Annotated in this window: 21 protein-coding genes; 13 read left to right on the plus strand and 8 right to left on the minus strand. The window is 67.3% G+C overall.

The annotated features are described in order from the left end of the window. Positions 1-258: 258 nt before the first annotated feature. The 5 genes from ACQR2C_RS08905 (at position 259) to ACQR2C_RS08925 (ending at position 5,390) form a co-directional block, all read left to right on the plus strand. The gene (locus tag ACQR2C_RS08905; protein ID WP_315800110.1) at positions 259-495 is read left to right on the plus strand and encodes a hypothetical protein; all 237 of its coding nucleotides are present in this window, start codon (positions 259-261) and stop codon (positions 493-495) included. Positions 496-728: 233 nt separating this feature from the next. After that, complete coding sequence (locus ACQR2C_RS08910; protein ID WP_315800109.1) at positions 729-1,949, plus strand: LL-diaminopimelate aminotransferase; 1,221 nt, start codon at positions 729-731, stop codon at positions 1,947-1,949. A gap of 39 nt (positions 1,950-1,988) precedes the next feature. Beyond that, positions 1,989-3,308 carry a homoserine dehydrogenase gene (locus ACQR2C_RS08915; protein ID WP_315800108.1) on the plus strand — a complete coding sequence of 440 codons (1,320 nt, stop codon included), beginning with the start codon at positions 1,989-1,991 and terminating at the stop codon, positions 3,306-3,308. 204 nt (positions 3,309-3,512) lie between these two features. Further along, positions 3,513-4,514 carry a class II fructose-bisphosphatase gene (gene glpX / locus ACQR2C_RS08920; RefSeq protein ID WP_315712118.1) on the plus strand — a complete coding sequence of 334 codons (1,002 nt, stop codon included), beginning with the start codon at positions 3,513-3,515 and terminating at the stop codon, positions 4,512-4,514. Positions 4,515-4,670: 156 nt separating this feature from the next. Then, entirely contained in the window at positions 4,671-5,390 is a 720-nt protein-coding gene (locus ACQR2C_RS08925) for a haloacid dehalogenase type II (RefSeq protein WP_434880930.1), read from the plus strand. 10 nt (positions 5,391-5,400) lie between these two features. Here ACQR2C_RS08925 and ACQR2C_RS08930 read toward each other — a convergent pair whose 3' ends face one another. Then, entirely contained in the window at positions 5,401-6,489 is a 1,089-nt protein-coding gene (locus ACQR2C_RS08930; protein ID WP_434880931.1) for a methyl-accepting chemotaxis protein, read from the minus strand. A 308-nt stretch (positions 6,490-6,797) separates the two neighbouring features. Between ACQR2C_RS08930 and recJ the strand changes: the two genes are divergently transcribed. Together recJ and ACQR2C_RS08940 are read left to right on the plus strand one after the other, a co-directional pair. Further along, complete coding sequence (gene recJ, locus ACQR2C_RS08935) at positions 6,798-8,639, plus strand: single-stranded-DNA-specific exonuclease RecJ (protein ID WP_434880932.1); 1,842 nt, start codon at positions 6,798-6,800, stop codon at positions 8,637-8,639. Positions 8,640-9,532: 893 nt separating this feature from the next. Then, entirely contained in the window at positions 9,533-9,919 is a 387-nt protein-coding gene (locus ACQR2C_RS08940) for a hypothetical protein (RefSeq protein WP_434880933.1), read from the plus strand. Between the two features lie 24 nt (positions 9,920-9,943). Here ACQR2C_RS08940 and ACQR2C_RS08945 read toward each other — a convergent pair whose 3' ends face one another. Next, complete coding sequence (locus ACQR2C_RS08945) at positions 9,944-10,345, minus strand: hypothetical protein (RefSeq protein ID WP_434839497.1); 402 nt, start codon at positions 10,343-10,345, stop codon at positions 9,944-9,946. A gap of 267 nt (positions 10,346-10,612) precedes the next feature. Here ACQR2C_RS08945 and ACQR2C_RS08950 point away from each other — a divergent pair, with 267 nt between their 5' ends. Continuing rightward, entirely contained in the window at positions 10,613-11,410 is a 798-nt protein-coding gene (locus ACQR2C_RS08950) for an NYN domain-containing protein (protein WP_434880934.1), read from the plus strand. Between the two features lie 229 nt (positions 11,411-11,639). Here the strand turns inward: ACQR2C_RS08950 and ACQR2C_RS08955 are convergent, their stop codons facing one another. Further along, entirely contained in the window at positions 11,640-12,872 is a 1,233-nt protein-coding gene (locus ACQR2C_RS08955; protein ID WP_434880935.1) for a lytic murein transglycosylase, read from the minus strand. Positions 12,873-12,933: 61 nt separating this feature from the next. Beyond that, entirely contained in the window at positions 12,934-13,512 is a 579-nt protein-coding gene (locus ACQR2C_RS08960; RefSeq protein WP_316178888.1) for a MarR family winged helix-turn-helix transcriptional regulator, read from the minus strand. Positions 13,513-13,565: 53 nt separating this feature from the next. On the opposite strand from ACQR2C_RS08960, the gene ACQR2C_RS08965 reads away from it, so the two are divergent. Further along, complete coding sequence (locus tag ACQR2C_RS08965) at positions 13,566-14,036, plus strand: carboxymuconolactone decarboxylase family protein (protein WP_316178886.1); 471 nt, start codon at positions 13,566-13,568, stop codon at positions 14,034-14,036. A 59-nt stretch (positions 14,037-14,095) separates the two neighbouring features. After that, positions 14,096-14,332, plus strand: coding sequence for a hypothetical protein (locus ACQR2C_RS08970; RefSeq protein ID WP_434880936.1), 237 nt, complete (start codon positions 14,096-14,098; stop codon positions 14,330-14,332). Between the two features lie 218 nt (positions 14,333-14,550). Here the strand turns inward: ACQR2C_RS08970 and ACQR2C_RS08975 are convergent, their stop codons facing one another. From ACQR2C_RS08975 to efp, 3 genes are all read right to left on the minus strand, one after another. Next, a complete protein-coding gene (locus tag ACQR2C_RS08975; RefSeq protein WP_315800095.1) occupies positions 14,551-14,811 on the minus strand; it encodes a hypothetical protein in 261 nt (86 codons plus the stop codon). A 63-nt stretch (positions 14,812-14,874) separates the two neighbouring features. Beyond that, complete coding sequence (locus tag ACQR2C_RS08980; protein ID WP_434880937.1) at positions 14,875-16,494, minus strand: M23 family peptidase; 1,620 nt, start codon at positions 16,492-16,494, stop codon at positions 14,875-14,877. Between the two features lie 39 nt (positions 16,495-16,533). Then, positions 16,534-17,100 carry an elongation factor P gene (efp, locus tag ACQR2C_RS08985; protein ID WP_006614774.1) on the minus strand — a complete coding sequence of 189 codons (567 nt, stop codon included), beginning with the start codon at positions 17,098-17,100 and terminating at the stop codon, positions 16,534-16,536. A 138-nt stretch (positions 17,101-17,238) separates the two neighbouring features. Here efp and epmA point away from each other — a divergent pair, with 138 nt between their 5' ends. From epmA to ACQR2C_RS09000, 3 genes are read left to right on the plus strand one after another with little or no spacing between them, the layout of a single operon-like run. Next, a complete protein-coding gene (gene epmA / locus ACQR2C_RS08990; protein ID WP_434880938.1) occupies positions 17,239-18,288 on the plus strand; it encodes an EF-P lysine aminoacylase EpmA in 1,050 nt (349 codons plus the stop codon). Continuing rightward, complete coding sequence (locus ACQR2C_RS08995; RefSeq protein ID WP_434880939.1) at positions 18,285-19,379, plus strand: lysine-2,3-aminomutase-like protein; 1,095 nt, start codon at positions 18,285-18,287, stop codon at positions 19,377-19,379. Before epmA ends, ACQR2C_RS08995 begins: the two co-directional genes overlap by 4 nt. A 36-nt stretch (positions 19,380-19,415) precedes the next feature. Next, positions 19,416-19,673 (plus strand): hypothetical protein, encoded by a 258-nt coding sequence (locus tag ACQR2C_RS09000; RefSeq protein ID WP_315800091.1) that lies wholly within the window; start codon positions 19,416-19,418, stop codon positions 19,671-19,673. 50 nt (positions 19,674-19,723) lie between these two features. Here ACQR2C_RS09000 and ACQR2C_RS09005 read toward each other — a convergent pair whose 3' ends face one another. Next, positions 19,724-20,809 carry a 3-deoxy-7-phosphoheptulonate synthase gene (locus ACQR2C_RS09005; protein WP_316178876.1) on the minus strand — a complete coding sequence of 362 codons (1,086 nt, stop codon included), beginning with the start codon at positions 20,807-20,809 and terminating at the stop codon, positions 19,724-19,726. Between the last annotated feature and the right edge of the window lie 150 nt (positions 20,810-20,959).

The following is a 20,959-nucleotide window of genomic DNA, read 5'->3' on the forward strand; positions in this document are numbered from 1 at the left end:
TTGCGGCAAATTCGATTTCTGATTGTTGCGCTGCGAAAAAATCTCTCGCTTCCGACATCATGATCACGTAGCTGGATGAAATTCCTGTTCAAGCCGGTCACGTTTCGAGTGACAATTGGTTGTGCTGCGGCAAAATGCGCCGCGCTGCGGTCGGGCCGGGGACCGTCGACTGGAAGTTGGGGGCTGAGGGACGTGCGCGTGGGGACGCAGGGGCGAGGTTGGAGGTCGGGACGGCGCGCCCTTGTTGCGGGACTCGTCGTGTTCGGCGCGCTCGCGCTTGCCGGGTGCTCCAGTCCAATCGCGGACATGCCTTCGCTCGACGCGGATGCCGTCGCCCGACCCAAGGAGCCGGGTGGGTATCTGCCCGTCAACGACGTGCCGCGCGACCGCGATGCGCCGATCATCTCGCCGCAGGAGCGCGACAAGATCGAAAAGGAGCTGCTCGCGGCGCGCGACCGCCAGGCTTCGGCGGGTACCAGCGTCAGGCCCAAATGACCGGCCCGGGACAAAGGCTGGGCGATCGGCCGCGTGGCGCGGCGTAATTGTCTGGCGCGGCGCGGCGGCCATGATAAAACAACCGGAATCAACACCTCCGCGTGTCGTTGCCAGCCAAGCCGCGAGCCCGTGCTAAACTCCTGATCCAGCACCGGTTTCAAGGCATGGCGCGCGCCGCCGCAGCGCCAGCCCTGCTGGCGAATCCGCCCCCGGTTGCCGGAGCCGAGAGACCCATGGAAGATTTTTACCGCATCCGCCGTTTGCCGCCTTACGTGTTCGAGCAGGTCAACCGGGCCAAGGCGGCCGCGCGGAATGCCGGGGCCGACATCATCGATCTCGGCATGGGCAATCCGGATCTGCCGGCGCCGCCGCACGTGCTGGAGAAGCTCAAGGAGACCCTGGGCAAGCCGCGGACCGACCGCTATTCGGCCTCGCGCGGCATCGTCGGACTGCGCCGGGCGCAGGCCGGCTATTACGACCGCCGTTTCGGGGTGAAGCTCAATCCCGACACTCAGATCGTGGCGACCTTGGGCTCGAAGGAAGGTTTTGCCAACGTCGCGCAGGCGATCACCGCACCGGGCGATGTCATCCTCTGCCCGAATCCGAGCTATCCGATTCACGCCTTCGGTTTCCTGATGGCGGGCGGCGTGATCCGCTCGGTGCCGTCCGAGCCGACCCCGCAATTCTTCGAGGCGGCCGAGCGCGCGATCATCCATTCCATTCCGAAGCCGCTGGCGCTGATCGTCTGCTATCCGAGCAACCCGACCGCCTATGTCGCGAGCCTCGACTTCTATCGCGACCTCGTCGCATTCGCGAAGAAGCACGAGATCCTGATCCTCTCGGACCTCGCTTATGCCGAGGTGTATTTCGACGACAAGAACCCGCCGCCGTCGGTGCTGCAGGTGCCCGGCGCGATGGATGTCGCCGTCGAATTCACCTCGATGTCCAAGACCTATTCGATGGCCGGCTGGCGCATGGGCTTTGCCGTCGGCAACGAGCGCATCATCGCGGCGCTCGCGCGCGTCAAATCGTACCTCGACTACGGCGCGTTCACGCCGGTCCAGGTGGCGGCCACCGCTGCGCTCAACGGCCCCGACGACTGCATCCGCGAGATGCGCGACGTCTATCGCAAGCGCCGCGACACGCTGGTCGAGTCGTTCGGCCGGGCCGGCTGGGAGATCCCGTCGCCGGAGGCCTCGATGTTCGCCTGGGCGCCGCTGCCGGAGAAGTTCAAGAGCCTCGGCAGCATGCAGTTCGCGACGCTCATGGTCGAGAAGTCCGGCGTCGCGGTGTCGCCGGGCGTCGGCTTCGGCGAGCATGGCGAGGGCTATGTCCGCATCGCGATGGTCGAGAACGAGCAGCGCATTCGGCAGGCCGCGCGCGGTGTCCGCCGCTTCCTTGAAAGCGGGATCGAAACGTTGCACAACGTCGTTCCCATCGCCAACCGGCGCTGAGCCCTCCCGTACTTTCCTTTCGACAGGTTCTTTGATTCCATGGTCGCACCCCTGAGAGTGGGCATCGCGGGCCTCGGCACCGTGGGTGTCGAGGTCGTTCGTCTCATCGAGCGTCAGGCGCGCGTGCTGACCGAGCGGACGGGGCGCCCGGTCAAGGTTGTCGCCGTGACGGCGCGGTCGAAGGCCAAGAAGCGCGGCATCGATCTGTCCGGCATCACCTGGGCCAAGGATGCGCTGGCGCTTGCCTCGGATCCGGAGGTCGATTGCCTGGTCGAGCTGATGGGCGGCGCCGGCGATCCTGCGCTGTCGGCGATCGACACCGCGCTGAAGGCCGGCAAGTCGGTGGTGACCGCCAACAAGGCGCTGATCGCAAAGCACGGTCTGAAGCTCGCCAAGGCGGCCGAGAAGCATGGCGGCGCGCTGAATTTCGAGGCGGCCGTCTGCGCCGCCATTCCGGTGATCAAGACCCTGCGCGAGGGTCTCGCCGGCACCGGCATCAGCCGCGTCTATGGCATCCTCAACGGCACCTGCAACTACATCCTGACCCGGATGGAGCAGGAAGGGCTGTCGTTCGACGAGTGCCTGAAGGACGCCCAGCGCCTCGGCTATGCCGAGGCCGATCCGTCGTTCGACATTCATGGCCACGACACCGCGCAGAAGCTCGCGATCCTCGCGAGCCTCGCCTTCGGCACCCAGGTGGCGGAGAAATCCATCTATGTGGAAGGCATCTCCTCGATCGCTCCGGAGGACCTGAAGGCGGCGGCCGAGCTCGGCTACCGCGTCAAGCTGCTCGGCGTCGCCGTGCGGACCGCCAAGGGCATCGAGCAGCGGGTGCATCCGACGATGGTGCCGAAATCCTCCTCGATCGCCCAGGTGATGGGCGTCACCAACGCGGTCACGATCGACGGCGACGGTATCCCGCCGATCACGCTGGTCGGTCCGGGAGCAGGGGGCGCCGCGACGGCCTCCGCGGTCGTGGCCGATATCGCCGATGTCGCGCGCGGCATCCGCGCCGCGCCGTTCGGCCGCCCGGTCGAGAAGCTGCAGGCGACCGAGAAGGCGCCGATGGAGCGGCACGAGGGTGGCTATTACATCCGCCTGATGGCGCGTGACCATGCCGGCACCGCCGCCACCATCGCCACCCGGCTGGCCGAGCAGAAGATCTCGATCGAATCGATCGTGCAGCGCCATCCCAACGGCAGCGAGCCGGCGAAGACGGCCGGCAAGTCGGCGCCGGTGCCGGTCATCCTGATCACCTATGCGACACACGAGGATGCCGTGCATCGCGCGCTCCAGGCGGTGCAGCGCGACAAGGTCATCAGCGGCAAGCCCCAGGTCATCCGGATCGAGAAGAACTAGCGCATGATGCCCAGGGAACCGCTTGTCCCTGCTCAAACAAACGCGTGGCGTTTGGTATAGGTTCATGCTCAAAGCGGGAGAGTAGACAGGCGGGGAGCGGCCGTTCGTGCCGACCGCCTGACCCGGATGCCGCCCAGGGGGGCGGCGTGCGAGCGGTAGATTTTGATGGCGGATGTCCGCCTTGACGTCTTGAGGAGTTGATCGATGTCGACGCAGATTTCTGTCCCGCAACAATTGCTGCTCGAGCGCATCCTGACGCTGGAGCTGGTGCGCGTGACCGAACGGGCGGCGGTGTCGGCGGCGCGGCTGCGCGGCCACGGCCAGGAGAAGCCGGCCGACCAGGCGGCCGTGGATGCGATGCGCCGCGAGCTCAACAAGCTGCCGATCGAAGGCACGGTCGTGATCGGCGAGGGCGAGCGCGACGAAGCGCCGATGCTCTACATCGGCGAGAAGGTCGGCCTCAATGCCGGCCCCAAGGTCGACATCGCGGTCGATCCGCTCGAGGGGACGACCTTGTGCGCCAAGAACATGCCGGGCGCGATCGCGACCATGGCGATGGCCGATGGCGGCACCTTGCTGCATGCCCCCGACGTGTACATGCAGAAGATCGCGGTCGGCCCCGGCTACGCCAAGGGCGTCGTCGACATCGACGCGACGCCGGCCGACAACGTGCGCCGGCTCGCCAAGGCCAAGGGCGTCGAGCCCGGCGCGATCACGGTGCTGGTGCTCGACCGTCCGCGCCACGCCGACATCATCCAGGGCGTCCGCTCGACCGGCGCCGCGGTGCGCCTGATCACCGACGGCGACGTCGCCGGCGTGATCCACTGCGCCGACCCGGACAATACCGGCGTCGACATGTATCTCGGCACCGGCGGCGCGCCTGAGGGCGTGCTGGCCGCGGTGGCGCTGCGCTGCATCGGCGGCCAGATGCAGTGCCGCCTGATCCTCGACACCGAGGAGAAGCGCGAGCGCGCCCACAAGATGGGCGTCGGTGATCCCAAGATGATCTACGGCATCGAGGACATGGCGCGCGGCGACTGCCTGTTCGCGGCGACCGGCGTCACCACCGGCTCGCTGCTCTCCGGCGTCAAGTTCCGCAAGGACGGCGTCATCGAGACCGAGACCGTCGTGATGCGCTCGGTCACTGGCACGGTGCGCTACATCCGCGCCGAGCACCGCCAGTTGGCGAAGTTCCACCTCGACTAATCCAACCCTGTCATTCCGGGGCACGCGACTTGTCCGCCGAAGCTCGTAGAGCGAAGGCGGAAGCGTGAACCCGGAATCCCGAGCTCGCAGATCGAGATTCCGGGTCTGCGCGCTTCGCAGGCATCCCGGAATGACGAAGTCGGGGAGCGATTCAGCATGTCCGATCTGTCCATGGTCAAGGCGCTGGTGTTCGACGTGTTCGGCACCGTCGTCGACTGGCGCACCAGCCTGATCAACGACTTCACCGCGTGGTCGAAGACCCGCGGCATCCAGGGCGACTGGACCGCGCTGGTCGATGGCTGGCGCGGGCTCTATGTCGGCTCGATGGACGAGGTCCGCAAGCACCCCGAGCGCGGCTACGTCATCCTCGACGTCCTGCATCGCCGTTCGCTGGAGACGCTGGTCGCCGAGCTCGGCATCACCGGGCTCACCGAAGCCGATCTCGATCATCTCACCCGCGGCTGGCACCGGCTGCATCCGTGGGCCGACAGTGTCGCCGGCCTGACCCGGCTGAAGTCCAAATACATCATCGCGCCGCTCTCCAACGGCAACGTCGCGCTGCTCACCAACATGGCGAAGTTCGCAGGCCTTCCATGGGACCTGATCCTCTCCGCCGAGCTGTTCGCGCACTACAAGCCCGACCCCGAGACCTATCTCGGCGCCGCGCGTCTGCTGGGTCTTGCGCCCGGCGAGGTGATGATGGTCGCCGCGCACAACAACGATCTCGAGGCGGCACAACGTTACGGCCTGAAGACCGCCTTCGTCGCCCGTCCCACTGAATACGGCCCGCTGCAGAGCCGCGACTTCGACGCCACCGGGGCCTGGGACATCGTTGCCGATGATTTCAACGGCATCGCCGACCGCTTGGGCTGCTGATCCTCCCGCCTCACGCGCCCGACACGATCACGCCGTACCAGCCGAGCCCCTTGTAGGTCTCGTAGCCGGGCGTGGCGTGGAACGCGACCAATCGTCCGGACGCATCCTGATAGAAGCCGCTGCGCTTGCCATCGAGCTTCAGCGACACGCGCTCGCTGAGAATGCCCTGACCGTCCGAGGATGCGATCACGCGCAGATTGGAGTCCACCAGCAGCACACGCGCCTTGTCGCTTTCGCTGACGCGCACGCCCTGGACGATCGCGCGCGCCTGCGCCTCCCAGTCGAAATGGATGGCGAGCACGCCGAGCGGCTTGCCATGCGCCTTGCCGTCCTCTCGGACCGAGGCGCAATAGGTCGCGACCTGGGCGTTGCCGAGCAGCGGCTGGCACTCAACGTCGCCGGCGACGTAGTCGTCGCCCGAGCGCAATCCACGCGCCTCGCGAAACCATTTGGTCTCGGCCACGCTCTGGCCGACGACGTTGAAGCGGTCGGCGCGGCCGTTGGCGATCACCTTGCCGCTGGGATCGCACAGCCACAAATCGAGATAGACCGTGTAGGCCGAGAGAATCACCGCGAGCCGTTCGGAGACATGGGCGACGCGCGCCGCGTCCGGAGCGGCGGCGCAATCGACCACGGCGGAGTCGGTCGCCCACCAGCGCACGTCGCAGGTCCGCTCATAGAGATTGCGGTCGATCAGCTCGATCGCATTCAGCGCCAGATCGACCATGCGCTCGCCGCGGGCCCGTTCGGTCATGCGCTCGATCGAGCTCTTGAGATTGCCGGTGCGCGTCGTGAGCTGGCCTTCGAGCTCGCGCGCGATGGTCTCGACCAATTGGCCGACGGCGCGGACCTCCTGGGCCACCACGGCGAAGCCCGCGCCCTGCGCGCCCACCCGCGAGCTCTCGATCAGCGCGTTCAAGGCCAGCATCTTCATCTGGTTGGTGATCTGCTGGATCGACTTGGTCTTCTCGCAGGCGATCTGATTGACCTCGCCGGTGAGCCGCGCGATCAGCGCCGAAACGTCGGTCTCGTCGTCCTTGGGAGTCGTTTGCGACGGAGCGGCGGAGGAAAGCGTCTTCAACTCGGGCGCGGTCAGCATCGGCAATCAACTCCATGTTGCCGCGCCTCCTCGTCGGCACGAAGAGGGCGAACAAATCGGACGAAATAATTGATTGAAATGTTACGGAATTCGCCTAACGGCTGTTTAATGCACTCCATTGAACGCAGCTCTAATTTTAGGCAGCCGGGCGTATATATCAGCAGCCCTCTCATTTCCTGTGAGTTCCGTGGTTCTCCGGCACAAATCCGGTGGGCTCCAGCGAAGGAACCTGCTGATGGATGCCAGTTGCTGTAGATTCGAGGGGTCCGTTTTCGAATCGCTGCGCTGCAAGCGAGGCCCTGCGCATCATGGCACCATCCGCCCTTGCACTGCCCCTGAGCGCTCCGCAGGCGTTCCTCGGCGTGCGGCTGTCGCTGACCAACAAAATGTGGCGCGACCGGCTGGACGCGCGCGGTGCGGCGCGGGCCCTGGCGATGGTGCAACGCTATCAGTTGCCGGAGATGCTGGCGCGCGTCCTCGCCGGCCGCGACGTCGAGCTCGACGCGGTCAACGACTTCCTCGATCCGACCATCCGCAAGCTGATGCCGGACCCGTTCACGGTGACGCAGATGGAAGCGGCGGCGCAGCGCATTGCCGACGCCGTGGTGAGGGGCGAGAAGGTCGCGATCTTCGGCGACTACGATGTCGACGGCGCGACCTCGGCCGCGCTGCTCGCCTGGCATCTGCGCCATTGCGGGCTCGATCCGCTGATCCACATTCCCGACCGCATCTTCGAAGGCTACGGCCCGAACGTCGACGCCATCCGAGCGCTGGCGAACAAGGGCGCGACCTTGCTCGTCACGGTCGATTGCGGCACCACCAGCCTCGAGCCGCTGGCGGAAGCGCGGCGGCTCGGCATGTCCGTGGTGGTGATCGATCACCATCAATGCGGCGACGAGCTGCCGGAGGTCGAGGCGCTGGTCAATCCAAACCGGCCCGACGACCTCTCCGGCCTCGGCTATCTCGCCGCGGTCGGGCTGACCCTGGTGACGCTGGTTGCCGTCAATCGCGAGCTGCGCGGCCGCGGCTTCTGGAGCAGCACGCGCCCGGAGCCGGATCTGCTGTCCATGTTGCATCACGTTGCGCTCGGCACCGTCGCCGACGTCGCGCCGCTGATCGCGCTCAACCGCGCCTTCGTCGCCAAGGGCCTGATCGCGATGCGCCGGCGCGACCATGTCGGTCACACCGCGCTGATGGATGTCGCCCGTCTCAACGGCCCGCCCGAAGCCTGGCATCTCGGCTTCATGCTGGGGCCGCGCATCAATGCGGGCGGGCGCATCGGCCGCGCCGATCTCGGCGTGCGGCTGCTGTTGGAGAGCGACGTCTCGGAAGCCGCGCGCATCGCCGCCGAGCTCGACCGCCTCAACAGCGAGCGCCGCGTCATCGAGCAGCAGGCCGAAGCGCAGGCGGAGGCCGAGGCGCTGGCCTCGCTCGGGCTGGAGGACAAGGGCGCGGTCATCGTCACGGCATCGGAAGGCTGGCATCCCGGCGTGGTCGGGCTGGTCGCCTCGCGGCTGAAGGAAAAGTTTGCCCGGCCGGCGTTTGCGATCGCGCTCGAGCCGGGCGGCATCGGCACCGGATCGGGCCGCTCGATTCCGGGTGTCGATCTCGGCAAGGCGGTGCGGCATGCGGTGGAGCAGGGCATCCTGATGAAGGGCGGCGGGCACGCGATGGCCGCCGGCGTCACCTTGCGCAAGGAGCGGCTGGCGGAATTCCGCGCCTTTCTCGAAAGCGCGCTCGCGGCTGACGTCGCCGAGGCGCGCCACGTCAACGAGATCCTGATCGACGGCGCCATCAGCGCGCGCGCCGCGACGCCCGAACTGGTCGCGACGCTGAATCGCGCCGGTCCGTTCGGCAGCGGCAATCCCGAGCCGATCGTGGCGCTGCCGTCGCATCAGCTGGTTTATGCCGACGAGGTCGGGCAGGCGCATCTCAAGCTGCGCTTCAAATCCGGCGACGGCGCTACCGTGAATGCGATCGCATTCCGCTCGGTCGGCCAGAAGCTCGGCAACGCCCTGGTTCAGCATCGGGGCCAGATCCTGCACGTCGCCGGCACCCTCACCGTCGACCGCTACCAGGGCGTCGAGCGCGTGCAGCTGCGCGTGCTGGACGTCGCCGTGCCGGACCACGGGCCGGCGATGATCAGGTAGCGGTTCCACATTCGGCGTCGTCCCGGACAAGCTTCCCATACGCCGCAGCAGTTGTTGTGAGAACGAAATGCTCACGCTGTTCGTGCCTCACCTTGCTCCCTGTGGGTATGGGTCCCGGCGCGGAGGCTGGGGCGACGACAGCGGGGGATGACGCGGCTGTCGTGCCTCTCATGAATTCGCGTGTCTTTGCATCCCGCCGCGCATTCGCGCCCGAGTGATGCATCGTCAAAGACCCTCTTGATGGGAGAGGGCGCAGGGAATGCCGGGCGAAGGCCTCACCCATGGCCCGCCTGCAAACAAAAAGCAGGCGGCAGTCACCACAGGTAGGCCGATCAACCGGCATTCCCTGCGCGATGGTTTTCACGCTTATACGCGATCTCCCCGGTGTCCGGCTTGTTAGCCACCGTCGCCCTCAGGGCTCATCATCACCCGACGACTTGGCGCCAGCTTCGGGGCGCCAGGACCACGCGATTTCACGTCCGCAACCTGCCGTTCGTCCGCGCGCATGGAGCACGCTGCGACACGATCGCGGCCACCGCATCCCGCCCTCCACGTTCATGACGATCGCGAAGCGCCCCTCTCATGAGGACGAGACCCGGATGTTATTTCCGATTTTCGGAATAAAAGCAAGCGGAAAGTTGGCTCCCGAGAGCTGAAGGAAGCAGGCGGCTGATTGTCCTGCGGAATGGGTTCGATTGGCGCAGCGATGCCGGCATGGCGCCACGTGATTGGAGAACTGAGGCCCCCGGGGCAGCGCGCCAGGTGCAGCACGCTTTGGCGAACGTCGAGGACGCGCACGCGCGAGGCGGTTGCACGCTCTTGACCGGCTCGGCAAGGTGCGCAGGCGGCTGAGGGGGGGGGGCTAGATGAATCGCGTATCGTTCAAGGGCGTCGTGATCGGAAACATCGTCGACATTCTGTCGACGAACCTTGCCATCTTTCCCGTGACGATCCTCGTCTTCATCGTGTCGGGATCGGCCGCGGCGGAGCTCGCGGCCTCCGATCCGCGCGCACTGATGGCGAGCAATCTCTTCAAGGCGTTGTCGTTCACGTTCGGAGCCCTCAGCTCCGTGTTGGGCGGCTACGTGTCCGGGCGGCTTGCCAAGCACGACGACATCTTGAACGGAGCTCTCTCGTCGATCCTGTGCATGGGGTTCGGCGCGTACGCGATGTTTGGCGGCCGTGGCAGGCTTGGGACGCAGCTGGCCCTCATCGCCTTGAGCCCGGTGCTGGGCGCTGTTGGCGGATATCTCAGCATGCGCCACAGGAAGCCGCAGTGACAGCCGGCGGGCCGCGTCGGAAGCTCAGCGCCAGGATGGCTTCGGGAGTTGATCAGGATTGAATCTCGGCGTCGGCCGGGGCGCTGGCGGGGGCGCGGCGTCGTCGGACGCCGAGAACAGCAGAAGCGCCTCGAACGGCACGTCGGGAGCTTCCGCGGCATAGCCGGAGCAGGTGACGGGCGTGCCTCGGCAGCACCCTTCGAGGCTGAGCGTCAGCTCGTCCGGGCCGAACAGCGACGGCTGTCCCGGGGCATGGCGCTTGGTCTTGATGATGGCGGTGAAACGGTCGCCATGGGCCTCGTAGCTGCCGGCATAGCTCAGCACTGTATCGCCGCCGCAGATCCTGCCACCGACCAGCTCGACGATGCCCGTTCCCTGGCCCTTGGGGGTCCTGAACCAGGCTGAATAGGTGCCTTCTTTCATCATCTGCCGTAGATCCCACCGTTGGGTCGCGCGCATCGTTGTGCGACGCAAATTAAGAGAAGGTGAAAACCACCGCCAGAACAGGTCGGGAACCCGGAATTTGTTCGTATACGAATGGTGGGGGCGCTGCGGGCCGTCTCCGCTGGCTACGCCCCGGGTCGTGCCAAGTCGTATCCCGTGGTCTTGCCATTCGTCTCAAGAAAATCATCCGGCCGGATATCGGCCCGCGTATAAGGGAATGAGAACAGGGCCTACTTTGGGGACTATCCGATGCCGTCCGAACCTCGCTCGCCGCGTCTTGCCGTTCTGATCGACGCCGACAATGCCTCGGCCAAGATCGCGGACGGGCTGTTCGAGGAGATCGCCAAGATCGGCGAAGCCAGCGTGCGCCGGATCTATGGCGACTTCTCCAGCCCGCGCTCGAAGCCATGGGCCGATACGCTGGCGCGCCACGCGATCGTGCCGCAGCAGCAGTTCGCCTACACCACCGGCAAGAACGCCTCCGACATCACGCTGGTGATCGACGCGATGGACCTGTTGCACAGCGGACGGTTCGACGGCTTCTGCCTGGTGTCGTCGGACAGCGACTTCACCCGGCTCGCCGCGCGCATCCGCGAGCAAGGCACCGACGTGTTCGGCTTCGGCGAGCAGAAGACGCCGGAGAGCTTTCGGCAGGCCTGCCGCAGGTTCATCTACACGGAGAATTTGCGCAGCGACGCTGCGAGCAGCAAGGATGCGGACAGCGCTGCGGCGCCGAAGTCGCTGCTGCCGATCAGCGCGGCGACGCCGATGATCAGGAAGGTCATCACGCAGATGGAGAGCGAGGACGGCTGGGTCGCGCTCGGCGAGGTCGGCAAGCAGCTCTCCAACCTGGTGTCCGACTTCGATCCGCGCACCTATGGCTGTCGCAAGCTCAGCGATCTCGTTCGCAAGACCGGCGCCTTCGAGATCGAGGAGCAGGCCAAGGGCGGCGGCTCGGTGCGCATCCGGGTGAAGGCTGCCAGCGCGTCGCAGCCCAAGGCGCGGGCGTCGAGGTCCGGCCACCGCGAGGCGGCCGCCAAGACGTGATCACTCCGGCGCGAGGCTCGCGATGACCGGAGCGTTGCGCTACTCGCCATGACGGCGAACTCGTAGGGTGGCCGAAGCAGCCGCCGAAGGAGGCCGCGTGCCCACCGTCGGGCCGCGTGCTCAACCGCGGGATGGTGGGCACGGCGCCACCGCGATTTCGATCGTTGAGAGAGCACGGCAGCGCCTTTGCCCACTCTACTTGTTGGTCACACGGCAGCGACCGTACCGCTCAACCGCCCTGTCTGAGCTTCGCCAGCACCTTCAGCCCACCATAGCCGTCGGCCGGCGTGAGGCCCGCTTTGGCCTGGAAGTCGCGGATCGCCTTCATGGTGTCGTTGCCGACGCGGCCGTCGGTGCCGCCGGTGTCGAAGCCGGCCGCGGTCAGGCGCTTCTGCATCTCCTGCACCTCGGCCAAGGTCAGCGCGCGCTCCGAGCCGGGGAAGGGCTGCAGGAAGGGCGGGGCGCCCAGAATGCGGTCGCCGAGATGGCAGATCGCGAGCGCGTAGCTCATGGCCGGATTATAGGACTTCACCGAGTAGAAGTTCGGGCCGAGCAGGAAGGCGGGGCCGCCCGCGACCGGAATCCAGAGCTGCGCTGACGCATTGGGCTGCGGGAACGGCTGGCCGTCGGCGCGGGTGACGCCGGCTGCCTGCCACGCCGCAAAGCTGCGGCTGCCAGACATGTTGCCGGGCGCGCGCACCTCGTAGCCCCAGTGCTCGCCGCGGTGATATTTGCCGCGGTTGACGAGATAGCGGGCGGTCGAGCCGAGCGCGTCGTCGGGACGGCCGAACGGGTTGATCTTGCCATCGCCGTCATAGTCGAAACCGACATTGAGCCAGACCTCGGGCATCCATTGCGTATGACCCATGGCGCCGGCCCAGGAGCCGCGCATCTCCTCCGGCGTGCTCCAGCCGCGATCGACGATTTTCAGCGCATTGGTGAGCTCGGTCTCCCAATAGGCCTTGCGGCGCGGCTCGTTCCAGGCGAGCGCGGCGAGCGCCGGAAACACCGGGCGCATGTGGTTCTGCTGCACCAGCGGATCGCCGAACGCGGATTCGACGCCCCACAGCGCGAGAAGCGTGCCGCGCTCGACGCCAAAATCCTTCTCGATGCGGGCGAACAGCGCCTCGTTCTTCTGCAGCGCGATCTTGCCGTTGATGACGCGCCAGTCGGAGACGCGGCGGTTGATGTATTGCCAGAGCTGCTCCTTGAACTCGGGCTGGTTGCGCATCTCCTTGAACACGGTCATGTCCGGCTCGAGCCGTGCCATGACCCGCGTCCAGGTCGCCTGCGAGATGCCCTTGGCGAGCGCGCGGTTGCGGAAGCCGTCGCGCCAGGCCTCGAACTCGGCCGGCGCCGCGGACGCCGGCAGGGCCGGGACGAGCAGCGCGGCGGCGCCGAGGCCGGAGCGGAGCAGGGCGCGGCGGGTCACCGGATCGGGTCGTGAATCGGACTGGGTCATGGCCGCCAGTCTACCCGGTCAGGGCGGTGCGCGGCAAAGCCTTGGCAGCGCCGGGAACCCGCTAGGCGCCGTGGAGATCGGCGGCGATGTGCGCGAGCCAGCGCCGGATGGTCGCGAGCTCACTCCGTTTCAAGCCGCGGGCGAGCCTGCGTTCGATGGCGGTGGCCTGCCGACGCGCCGTGGCAAGCAGCGCGAGGCCACGGCGCGTCAGGCTCCATTGCAGCATCCGGCCATGGACCGGATGCGGCGTCCGCCGGACGGCGCCGTCCCGCTCCAGATTGCCGATGATGACGTTGACGGTCTGCGGCGTCAGCAGCGCGACGCGGGCGCAGTCGGCGCCGGACAGGCCGGGATAGGCCTTGAGCATCGTCAGCACCACGAATTGCGGATGGGTCAGGCCGGTGGCGACGAGCGCGCGGTCGAGCGAGAGCCGCGCCGCGGCCTGCGCCTGGCGCAGCAGATAGGCGAGGTGGCCGTCCTCGCCGCGCTTGCCCTCGCCGGGCGATGGCGGACGGGCCGCCGTCTTGGGCTGACTCTTGGGTTGAGACTTGGGTTGCGTCTTGGATTGCGATTTGGGCCGACGCGCGGGGCCGGCCTTTCGCGAGGCTCGCGAGTTCGTCAACGCCGGTGCCTTGCGCATGTCATCAGAGCCCTGATAAGTTCTCAGACATCTGATAACATGAGAGACGGATAATGTCACATGCGCGCAGCGAATACACCGCGTTCCGGAGCCAGGCGCCGGAGCTGTACGAGGCCATCCTGGCGGTGAGCCAGCAGGCGGCCAAGGCCGGCCTCGACAAGCAATTGCTCGAGCTCGTCAAGATCAGGGCGTCGCAGATCAACGGTTGCGCGTTCTGCGTGCAGCATCACGTGCTGCTGGCAGAGAAGCTCGGCGTCTCCGCCGACAAGATCAACCTGGTCGTCGTGTGGCGCGAGGCGCCGCAATTCTCGGCCCGCGAGCGCGCGGCGCTGGCGTTCACCGAGGCGCTGACCACGCTGCACGGCGGCGTCAGCGACGAGGTCTACGCCCAGGCGCGGGCCGAATTTTCCGAAACGGAGCTGGTGTTCCTGACGTCGGCGATCGGCGTGATCAATCTCTGGAATCGCTATGGCGTCGCGTTCCGCTGGACGCCGGCGGAGCGGCCGGCAAGGGCGCCGTCCTGAGCTGCCTGGAACCGCAGCGGGGCCGGGCGGGTTATGCGTGCAACTCAGAGGAGGCGCGCATGACCGGGACGGACGAACCGCTCAAGCCGGAGGATTTCCCGCTGGAGGCCGACAAGGAGCGCGTGCAGCGCCAGGACGGCAAGCCGATCGCCACGACGAAGAACGAGGCGATGGCGCACGAGATCGCCGAGCGTCTCAATCCGAGGAGCAACGCCGCGAAGAGGACAAGTGGTCGGCGTGACCGACGACAACGAGCTCATGAGTTGCCTTGCGAGACGGCGAGCCGCGCGATGTGAACGATGATCTCGCGGCTTGCGCCATGCACCTCGCCGGGAGAGGTCGGATCGAGGGTGACAGGTCTACCACTCATACTTCCCGTGCGGCTGCCCCTCACGCCAACCCTCTCCCCGTAAGAACAGGGCGAGGGACCACACCGGTGATGGCGGGCAAGCTTGTGTCTCTCTGAGAGCCGCGGGAGACAGATACCGGCTGCAAGCTAATAAGTATGTCGCGCTCAGAACGGATTGGCCGGCTGCGCGCGCTTGGGGCCTTCCGGCTTGGGCTCGACCGCGAGGCTAGGGTCGGTCGGCATCACGCGCGCGCCGGCAGCGCGGGCGACCTGGCCGGTGGTCGAATGACGCGCTTCGTCGGCCGACTTGATCTCGGGCGGATGCCAGCGGTCGCGCACCAGCATCGTCAGCGCGCCGACACAGACCAGCGCAATCGCCGCTGAAACGAGCGCCGGGCCGGCTCTGCGATGTGGGTTGGCTGTCACCGTCTGCGATCCTCCGCGCAGACAACCCGGAACGGTGGGCCGCGGTTCCAGCCGCGCCGGCGATCAGTTCCGGTCGCGCCCGGCGGCAGCATCGGCCGCAGGTCCGGGCGGCGAGGGTCCGAGCGCGCCGGTGGTCAACGGCGGCTGCGACGCGGTGATCTCCTCCAGCCCGACCTCGCGGCCGCGGCCGCCGATCAGACGCTCATAGGCTGCGATCAGCGTCATGTAGGGATTGACCCAGATCCAGCCGTCGCGCGTGAACAGTTGCACGTCGAAGTGCAGGTGGCGCGTGGTGCCGTTCGGATGGTCGAGATAGTTCGAGACCACACCGATCGGCTCGCCTTCGCGCAAGCGCCGGCCGTTGAGCAGGCCGTCGGCGTCCATCGCCGAAGGGTTCATGTGCATGTAGCGGAAGCGGATGTGCTCGGTGCCGCTGTTGACCTGCACCGTCACGGCCTGCTGCCGGGTCGAGCGGATCACGACGCCGTCGCGTACGGCGAGCACCCGCTGCCGCCACGGATTGCAGCCCTCGGCGCCGTCGCGCCGCACCGGGCAGGCCCCCGGCCTGAGATCCTGGCCCTGATGGCCGAAGCCGCTGGCGCACTGGCCGACGTTGAAGCTGCGCGCCTCGCAGAAATTGTCGCGCCAGGGATACTGGCTCCACGGCTGGTCGAATTTGTCGCTCGCGCGCCGGCGGCCGAACGACTGCGAGTGCACATAGGCCGGCGCATCCAGGGGATAGCGGATCTGCGAATAGACGGTGCGGTCGGCCCGCCCGCTCCGGCCGCGTCCGCCGCTGTTGGCGACGATGTCGCCAACAGGCCGATAGGTGAAATCGGCATCGAACGTGACCGGACGCTCGGCTGTGAGCGGCGCGATCTCCGGCGGGATGCGCGACGGCTGCCCGCCGGCGATGCGCAGCGCCTTCAGGAAACGCTCGGCGATGGGATAGGCCTCGCGGCAGGCGAGGCGCCGCGGCCGCGGCGCGCTGTCGAGACACTGGATCGAGACCACGTAGGGCACGCCGAAGCGGGTGAAGGCGTAGCGGACATAGCCCTCGCGAATGAAGCGGCGCAGATCTGGATATTGCGCTGACAGCGCCTTGACGCTTTCGCCCTTGCCGCCGGCGGGATCGGCGACCTCGTAGGTGAGGAGTGAGCCGGTGATCTGGATCTCGACCGGCTTGGCGAAGACGCGCGACGGCAGACCGGAGGTCACCTCCGGCGGCAGCGAGAACACGGCGTCGTAGCCGGACGGGCCGGCATCGAACAGGTCGGTCTGGAAGTCGGCCTGATAGCGCGACAGGTCGCGCGCCGCGATGGCGGCGCTGCGGCGCGCAGCGAGATAGGCGATGGTGTCGAACGGCAGCAAAACGGGGACCGGACTGCGTCCGATCCCCGTGAAGATGGTCGAGGTTACGCCGTTGAGCTGGACCAGCGCGGGCCTGCGCCGGGCATCGCCGGCGGAAATACCGCTCCGGCGCGCGGACAGAGCGAAGTCGGCGGCGACCTCGGGCGCCGCGTTGAGCTCGGAGCGGAGCTGATCCAGCGCCGCGCGCCAGTCGGCGCGGTTGATGGTGAGGGCAGGCGGCGCGAAGTCATCGGCCGCGCGCGTCGTCGATGGCGCGGCCAGCGTGATGATCGCCGCCAGGGCGGCGATGAGCGTGATGACCCGTGCCCCCAAATTCCCCCACGCCCCCCGGCGTCAGATCCTCGCGATGCCTCAGTCCTTGGCGCGCTCGCAGTAGGAGCCGTCCTCGGTCATGACGACGATGCGGGTGCCGACCGTGATATGCGCCGGCACGCCGGTGCGGACGCCGTTGGAGAGCACCGCCGGCTTGTAGGACGACGACGCGGTCTGGCCCTTGGTGACCGGCTCGGTCTCGACAACCTCGAGCGTGACCCGCTGCGGCAGGGTGATCGCCACCGGCACCACGTCGTGCATCGACAGCTTGACCGTCATGTTCTCCTGGAGATAGGCGGCCTGGTTTCCGACCACGTCCTTCGGCACCTGGACCTGGTCGTAGGTCTCCGGGTTCATGAAGTGGAAGCCGTCGGCATCCTCGTAGAGGAACGTGAAGTTGCGCTCCTCGATCGTCGCCTTCTCGACCTGGTCGGTGGTCTTGAAGCGCTCCGAGATCTTCACGCCATCGCTGATTCGGCGCATTTCGATCTGGCTGACCGGGGTGCCCTTGCCGGGATGGATGTTCTCGGCGGTCACGACGACATAGAGCTTTCCATCTTGCTCAATGACGTTACCCTTGCGAATAGAGCTGGCGATGACTTTCAAAGCTGTTTTCCTGACACTGAAAAGGGGGCGCCGGCCCAAGCCGGGGCGCCACGCGACGCGGAATGCGGTTTCGGGCGGCAACATACTGATTTTGTCCGGGGTTGCCAGTCTTTTGCGGCCCGAACGGACGACCCTCTGATGTCCCGGGAGCCCGCGCCTTCGCCGTGGTGGTCGCCGCAGCGGCACGCCGATGTCAGGCCGTTCCTGCTCGCCCGGGCCGCGATATCCCGGGCGTTGCGGGCCTGGTTCGACGAGCAGGGCTTTACCGAGGTCGAGACCGGCATCCTGCAGGTGTCGCCGGGCAACGAGACCCACCTGCACGCACCACGCACCGACCTGACGAGCCCGGATGGAACCCGCTACCGGCGTTTTTTTCGAACCTCACCGGAATTCGCCTGCAAGAAGCTGCTGGCGGCCGGGGAGCGGCGGATATTCGAGTTCGCCCGGGTGTTCCGCGACCGCGAGCGCGGCGACCTGCACCTGCCGGAATTCACCATGCTGGAATGGTATCGGGCGGAGGCGCCTTACGACGCGATCATGGCCGACACCGTCGTGGTGATCGCCCACGCCGCCCGGACCACCGGCATCCGGCAATTCGCGTTCCGTGGCCGCACCGCCGATCCCTTCGCCGAGCCGGAGCTGCTGACGGTTGCCGGCGCGTTCGCGCGCCATGCCGGGATCGACCTGCTCGCGACCATCCGTGACGGTGCGGGCGACCGTGCGGCGCTGGCCCAGGCCGCCGCCGGCAAGATCCGGATCAGCGGCGATGACACCTGGTCGGACCTGTTCAGCAAGGTGCTGGTCGAGCATGTCGAGCCGCATCTCGGGCAGGGGCGGCTCACCGTGCTCTATGAATATCCGGCGCCGGAGGCCGCCCTGGCACGGGTGGCGGCCGACCCCCGCGTCGCCGAGCGGTTCGAGGTCTATGCCTGCGGCGTCGAGCTCGCCAATGGCTTCGGCGAGCTCACCGACGCCGCCGAGCAGCGCCGCCGCTTCGAGCAGGAGATGGCCGAGAAGGAGCGCCGCTATGGCGAGCGCTATCCGCTCGACGAGGACTTCCTCGCCGCCGTGACCGAGATGCCGCAGGCGAGCGGCGTGGCGCTCGGCTTCGACCGCCTGGTGATGCTGGCGGCCGGCGCCGTCAGGATCGACCAGGTGGTGTGGACGCCGCCGGCAGGTGAGCGATGAACAGGATCGAACGTCCGACGACATTGCGCAGCGCCGAGGATCTCGTCGCGCAGGGACTGGCCGACCCGGCGGACCAGCCGGTGCTGGCGCGCGTGGCGCAGCGCTACGCCGTGGCGGTGACGACGCATCTCGCCGACCTGATCGACGCCGAGGATCCCAATGATCCGATCGCGCGCCAATTCGTGCCCAGTCCGGACGAGCTGAAGGCCGCGCCCGGCGAGCGCGGCGATCCGATCGGGGACGATTCGCATGCGCCGGTGCCCGGCATCGTGCACCGCTATCCCGATCGCGTGCTGCTCAAGCTGGTGCATGTCTGCGCGGTGTATTGCCGTTTCTGCTTCCGCCGCGAGATGGTCGGGCCCGGCAAGGACAATGCGCTGTCGGAGGAGGCCTATCGTGGGGCGCTCGATTACATCCGCGCACATGCCGAGATCTGGGAGGTGATCCTCACCGGCGGCGATCCGCTGATGCTGTCACCGCGGCGGCTGAAGGAGATCATGGCCGATCTCGCCGGCATCGAGCACGTCAGGATCATCCGTATCCACACCCGTTTGCCGGTCGCCGATCCCCAGCGCATCACGCCAGCGCTGGTCGACGCGCTGAAGGTGCCGGGCGCAACGACCTGGGTCGCGCTGCACGCCAACCATCCGCGCGAGCTCAGTCCTCCGGTTCAGGCGGCCTGCGCGCGGCTGATCGATGCCGGCATTCCCATGGTCAGCCAGTCGGTGCTGCTGCGCGGCGTCAATGATGACGCGGCGACCCTGGAGGCGCTGATGCGCGCCTTCGTGGAGATCCGCATCAAGCCGTATTACCTGCACCATGGCGACCTCGCGCCGGGCACGGCGCATCTGCGGACCACGCTGGCGCAAGGTCAGGCCCTGATTCGAACGCTGCGCGGCCGGGTGTCCGGCCTGTGCCAGCCCGACTACGTGCTCGACATTCCCGGCGGCTACGGCAAGGCGCCGGTGGGGCCGCAATACCTCACTGCCGATGAAACTGTTGAGCAGGATCATGTGGCAGCTGCGCAAACGCGCTATCGTGTGATTGACTATTGCGGTGAGGCGCACCTCTATCCGCCCGCCGCGGGATGAAGTGTCCTGCTGATTCCGCTGACACGGAGGAGCAACATGAAGAGACTTGCGATCGCGATGGGGCTCCTGATGGCCGCGACTGACGGCATCGCGCTGGCGCAGAGCGGCAGCGGCTCCTCCGCCGGCACCGGATCGAAGAGCGGCATGCCGCCGCAGGCGCCGATCGGCCATCGCCAGGTGCGTCCCAGCGACCTGCCGAAGGCCGAGCAGACCGAAGACAATTCGATGAGCGGCATGACCAAGGAAGACCGCGACCTCGATCGCAAGATCAAGGGCATCTGCCGCGGCTGCTGAGTCCGACCAGCGGCGCGCCCGACGCGCGCCGCCTTATTGGTTCGTGAGCGTTACGCCGAGCGCTCGTGTGGGGAGTTGCGAAGCGCCGCACGCCGGGCGGCGACGGCTTCGGCGAGCTGCTCCAGCACCTCCACCGTCGTGTCCCAGCCGATACAGCCGTCGGTGATGCTCTGGCCGTAGGTCAGCGGCACGCCCGGCTTGACGTCCTGCCGTCCCGCGACGAGGTGGCTCTCGATCATCACGCCCATGATGCGCTGCTCGCCTGCGGCGAGCTGGCGGCCGACGTCGGCGGCGACCAGCGGCTGGTTCTCCGGCTTCTTGCTCGAATTGGCGTGGCTGGTGTCGATCATCAGGCGCGCCGGCAGTCCGGACTTGATCAGCTCGGCCGCGGCCTGCTCGACATGGGCGGCGTCGTAATTGGGGCCGCTGCCGCCGCGCAGGATGATGTGGCAGTCCTCGTTGCCCGTGGTCGCCGCGATGCCCGAGCGGCCGCCTTTGGTCACCGCCATGAAATGATGCGGATGGGCGGCCGACTTCACCGCATCCGCGGCGATGCGGATGTTGCCGTCGGTGCCGTTCTTGAAGCCGACCGGGCACGACAGGCCTGAGGCCAGCTCGCGGTGGATCTGGCTCTCGGTGGTGCGCGCGCCGATCGCAGCCCAGGCGACGAGGTCGGCGATGTATTGCGGGGTCGTCATGTCGAGGAATTCGCATCCCGCCGGCAGGCCGAGATTGTTGACGGCAGACAGCACGCTGCGCGCGAGCCGCAGGCCCTTGTTGATGTCGAAGGAATTGTCCAGGCCGGGATCGTTGATCAGGCCTTTCCAGCCGACGGTCGTGCGCGGCTTCTCGAAATAGACCCGCATCACGATCTCCAGGCGGTCGGCGAGGCGCTCGCGCAGGGCAGCGAGGCGGCCGGCGTAGTCGATCGCGGCGGCGGGATCGTGGATGGAGCAGGGGCCGACGATGACCAGCAGGCGGTCGTCGCTGCCGGTCAGGATGGCGTGGATCGCATTGCGCGCGGCCATCACCACACGGGTGGCAGTGAGGGTGCGGGGGATTTCACCCATCACCTCCGCCGGCAGGCTCAATTCCTTGATTTCCTTGATACGAAGATCGTCTGTGGTGCTCAGCACGGCGGGCTCCTGGGTCTCTTGGGTGGGCACCTGCCGGCAATAAAAAAGCCGCCAGGTCTGGCGGCTCGTTCGGATATCTTGCTGCAATGTGTCAGATTGAGCGCGATCCTCCCGCCGCCAGCGAGCTGTCGTAGCTAAAGTACCAATAGT

It is taken from the genome of Bradyrhizobium sp. HKCCYLRH3061 (genome assembly GCF_051168015.1).
GTDB lineage: Bacteria > Pseudomonadota > Alphaproteobacteria > Rhizobiales > Xanthobacteraceae > Bradyrhizobium.

Coding starts and splice junctions, on each gene's coding strand:
- ACQR2C_RS09000 (WP_315800091.1), top strand. CDS start 19,416: ATGAAGAGACTTGCGATCGCGATGGGGCTCCTGATGGCCGCGACTGAC.
- ACQR2C_RS08945 (WP_434839497.1), bottom strand. CDS start 10,345: ATGATGAAAGAAGGCACCTATTCAGCCTGGTTCAGGACCCCCAAGGGC.
- ACQR2C_RS08960 (WP_316178888.1), bottom strand. CDS start 13,512: ATGCGCAAGGCACCGGCGTTGACGAACTCGCGAGCCTCGCGAAAGGCC.
- ACQR2C_RS08965 (WP_316178886.1), top strand. CDS start 13,566: ATGTCACATGCGCGCAGCGAATACACCGCGTTCCGGAGCCAGGCGCCG.
- ACQR2C_RS08930 (WP_434880931.1), bottom strand. CDS start 6,489: ATGCTGACCGCGCCCGAGTTGAAGACGCTTTCCTCCGCCGCTCCGTCG.
- glpX (WP_315712118.1), top strand. CDS start 3,513: ATGTCGACGCAGATTTCTGTCCCGCAACAATTGCTGCTCGAGCGCATC.
- ACQR2C_RS08995 (WP_434880939.1), top strand. CDS start 18,285: ATGAACAGGATCGAACGTCCGACGACATTGCGCAGCGCCGAGGATCTC.
- ACQR2C_RS08925 (WP_434880930.1), top strand. CDS start 4,671: ATGTCCGATCTGTCCATGGTCAAGGCGCTGGTGTTCGACGTGTTCGGC.
- ACQR2C_RS08910 (WP_315800109.1), top strand. CDS start 729: ATGGAAGATTTTTACCGCATCCGCCGTTTGCCGCCTTACGTGTTCGAG.
- ACQR2C_RS08970 (WP_434880936.1), top strand. CDS start 14,096: ATGACCGGGACGGACGAACCGCTCAAGCCGGAGGATTTCCCGCTGGAG.
- recJ (WP_434880932.1), top strand. CDS start 6,798: ATGGCACCATCCGCCCTTGCACTGCCCCTGAGCGCTCCGCAGGCGTTC.
- ACQR2C_RS08955 (WP_434880935.1), bottom strand. CDS start 12,872: ATGACCCAGTCCGATTCACGACCCGATCCGGTGACCCGCCGCGCCCTG.
- ACQR2C_RS08950 (WP_434880934.1), top strand. CDS start 10,613: ATGCCGTCCGAACCTCGCTCGCCGCGTCTTGCCGTTCTGATCGACGCC.
- epmA (WP_434880938.1), top strand. CDS start 17,239: ATGTCCCGGGAGCCCGCGCCTTCGCCGTGGTGGTCGCCGCAGCGGCAC.
- ACQR2C_RS08915 (WP_315800108.1), top strand. CDS start 1,989: ATGGTCGCACCCCTGAGAGTGGGCATCGCGGGCCTCGGCACCGTGGGT.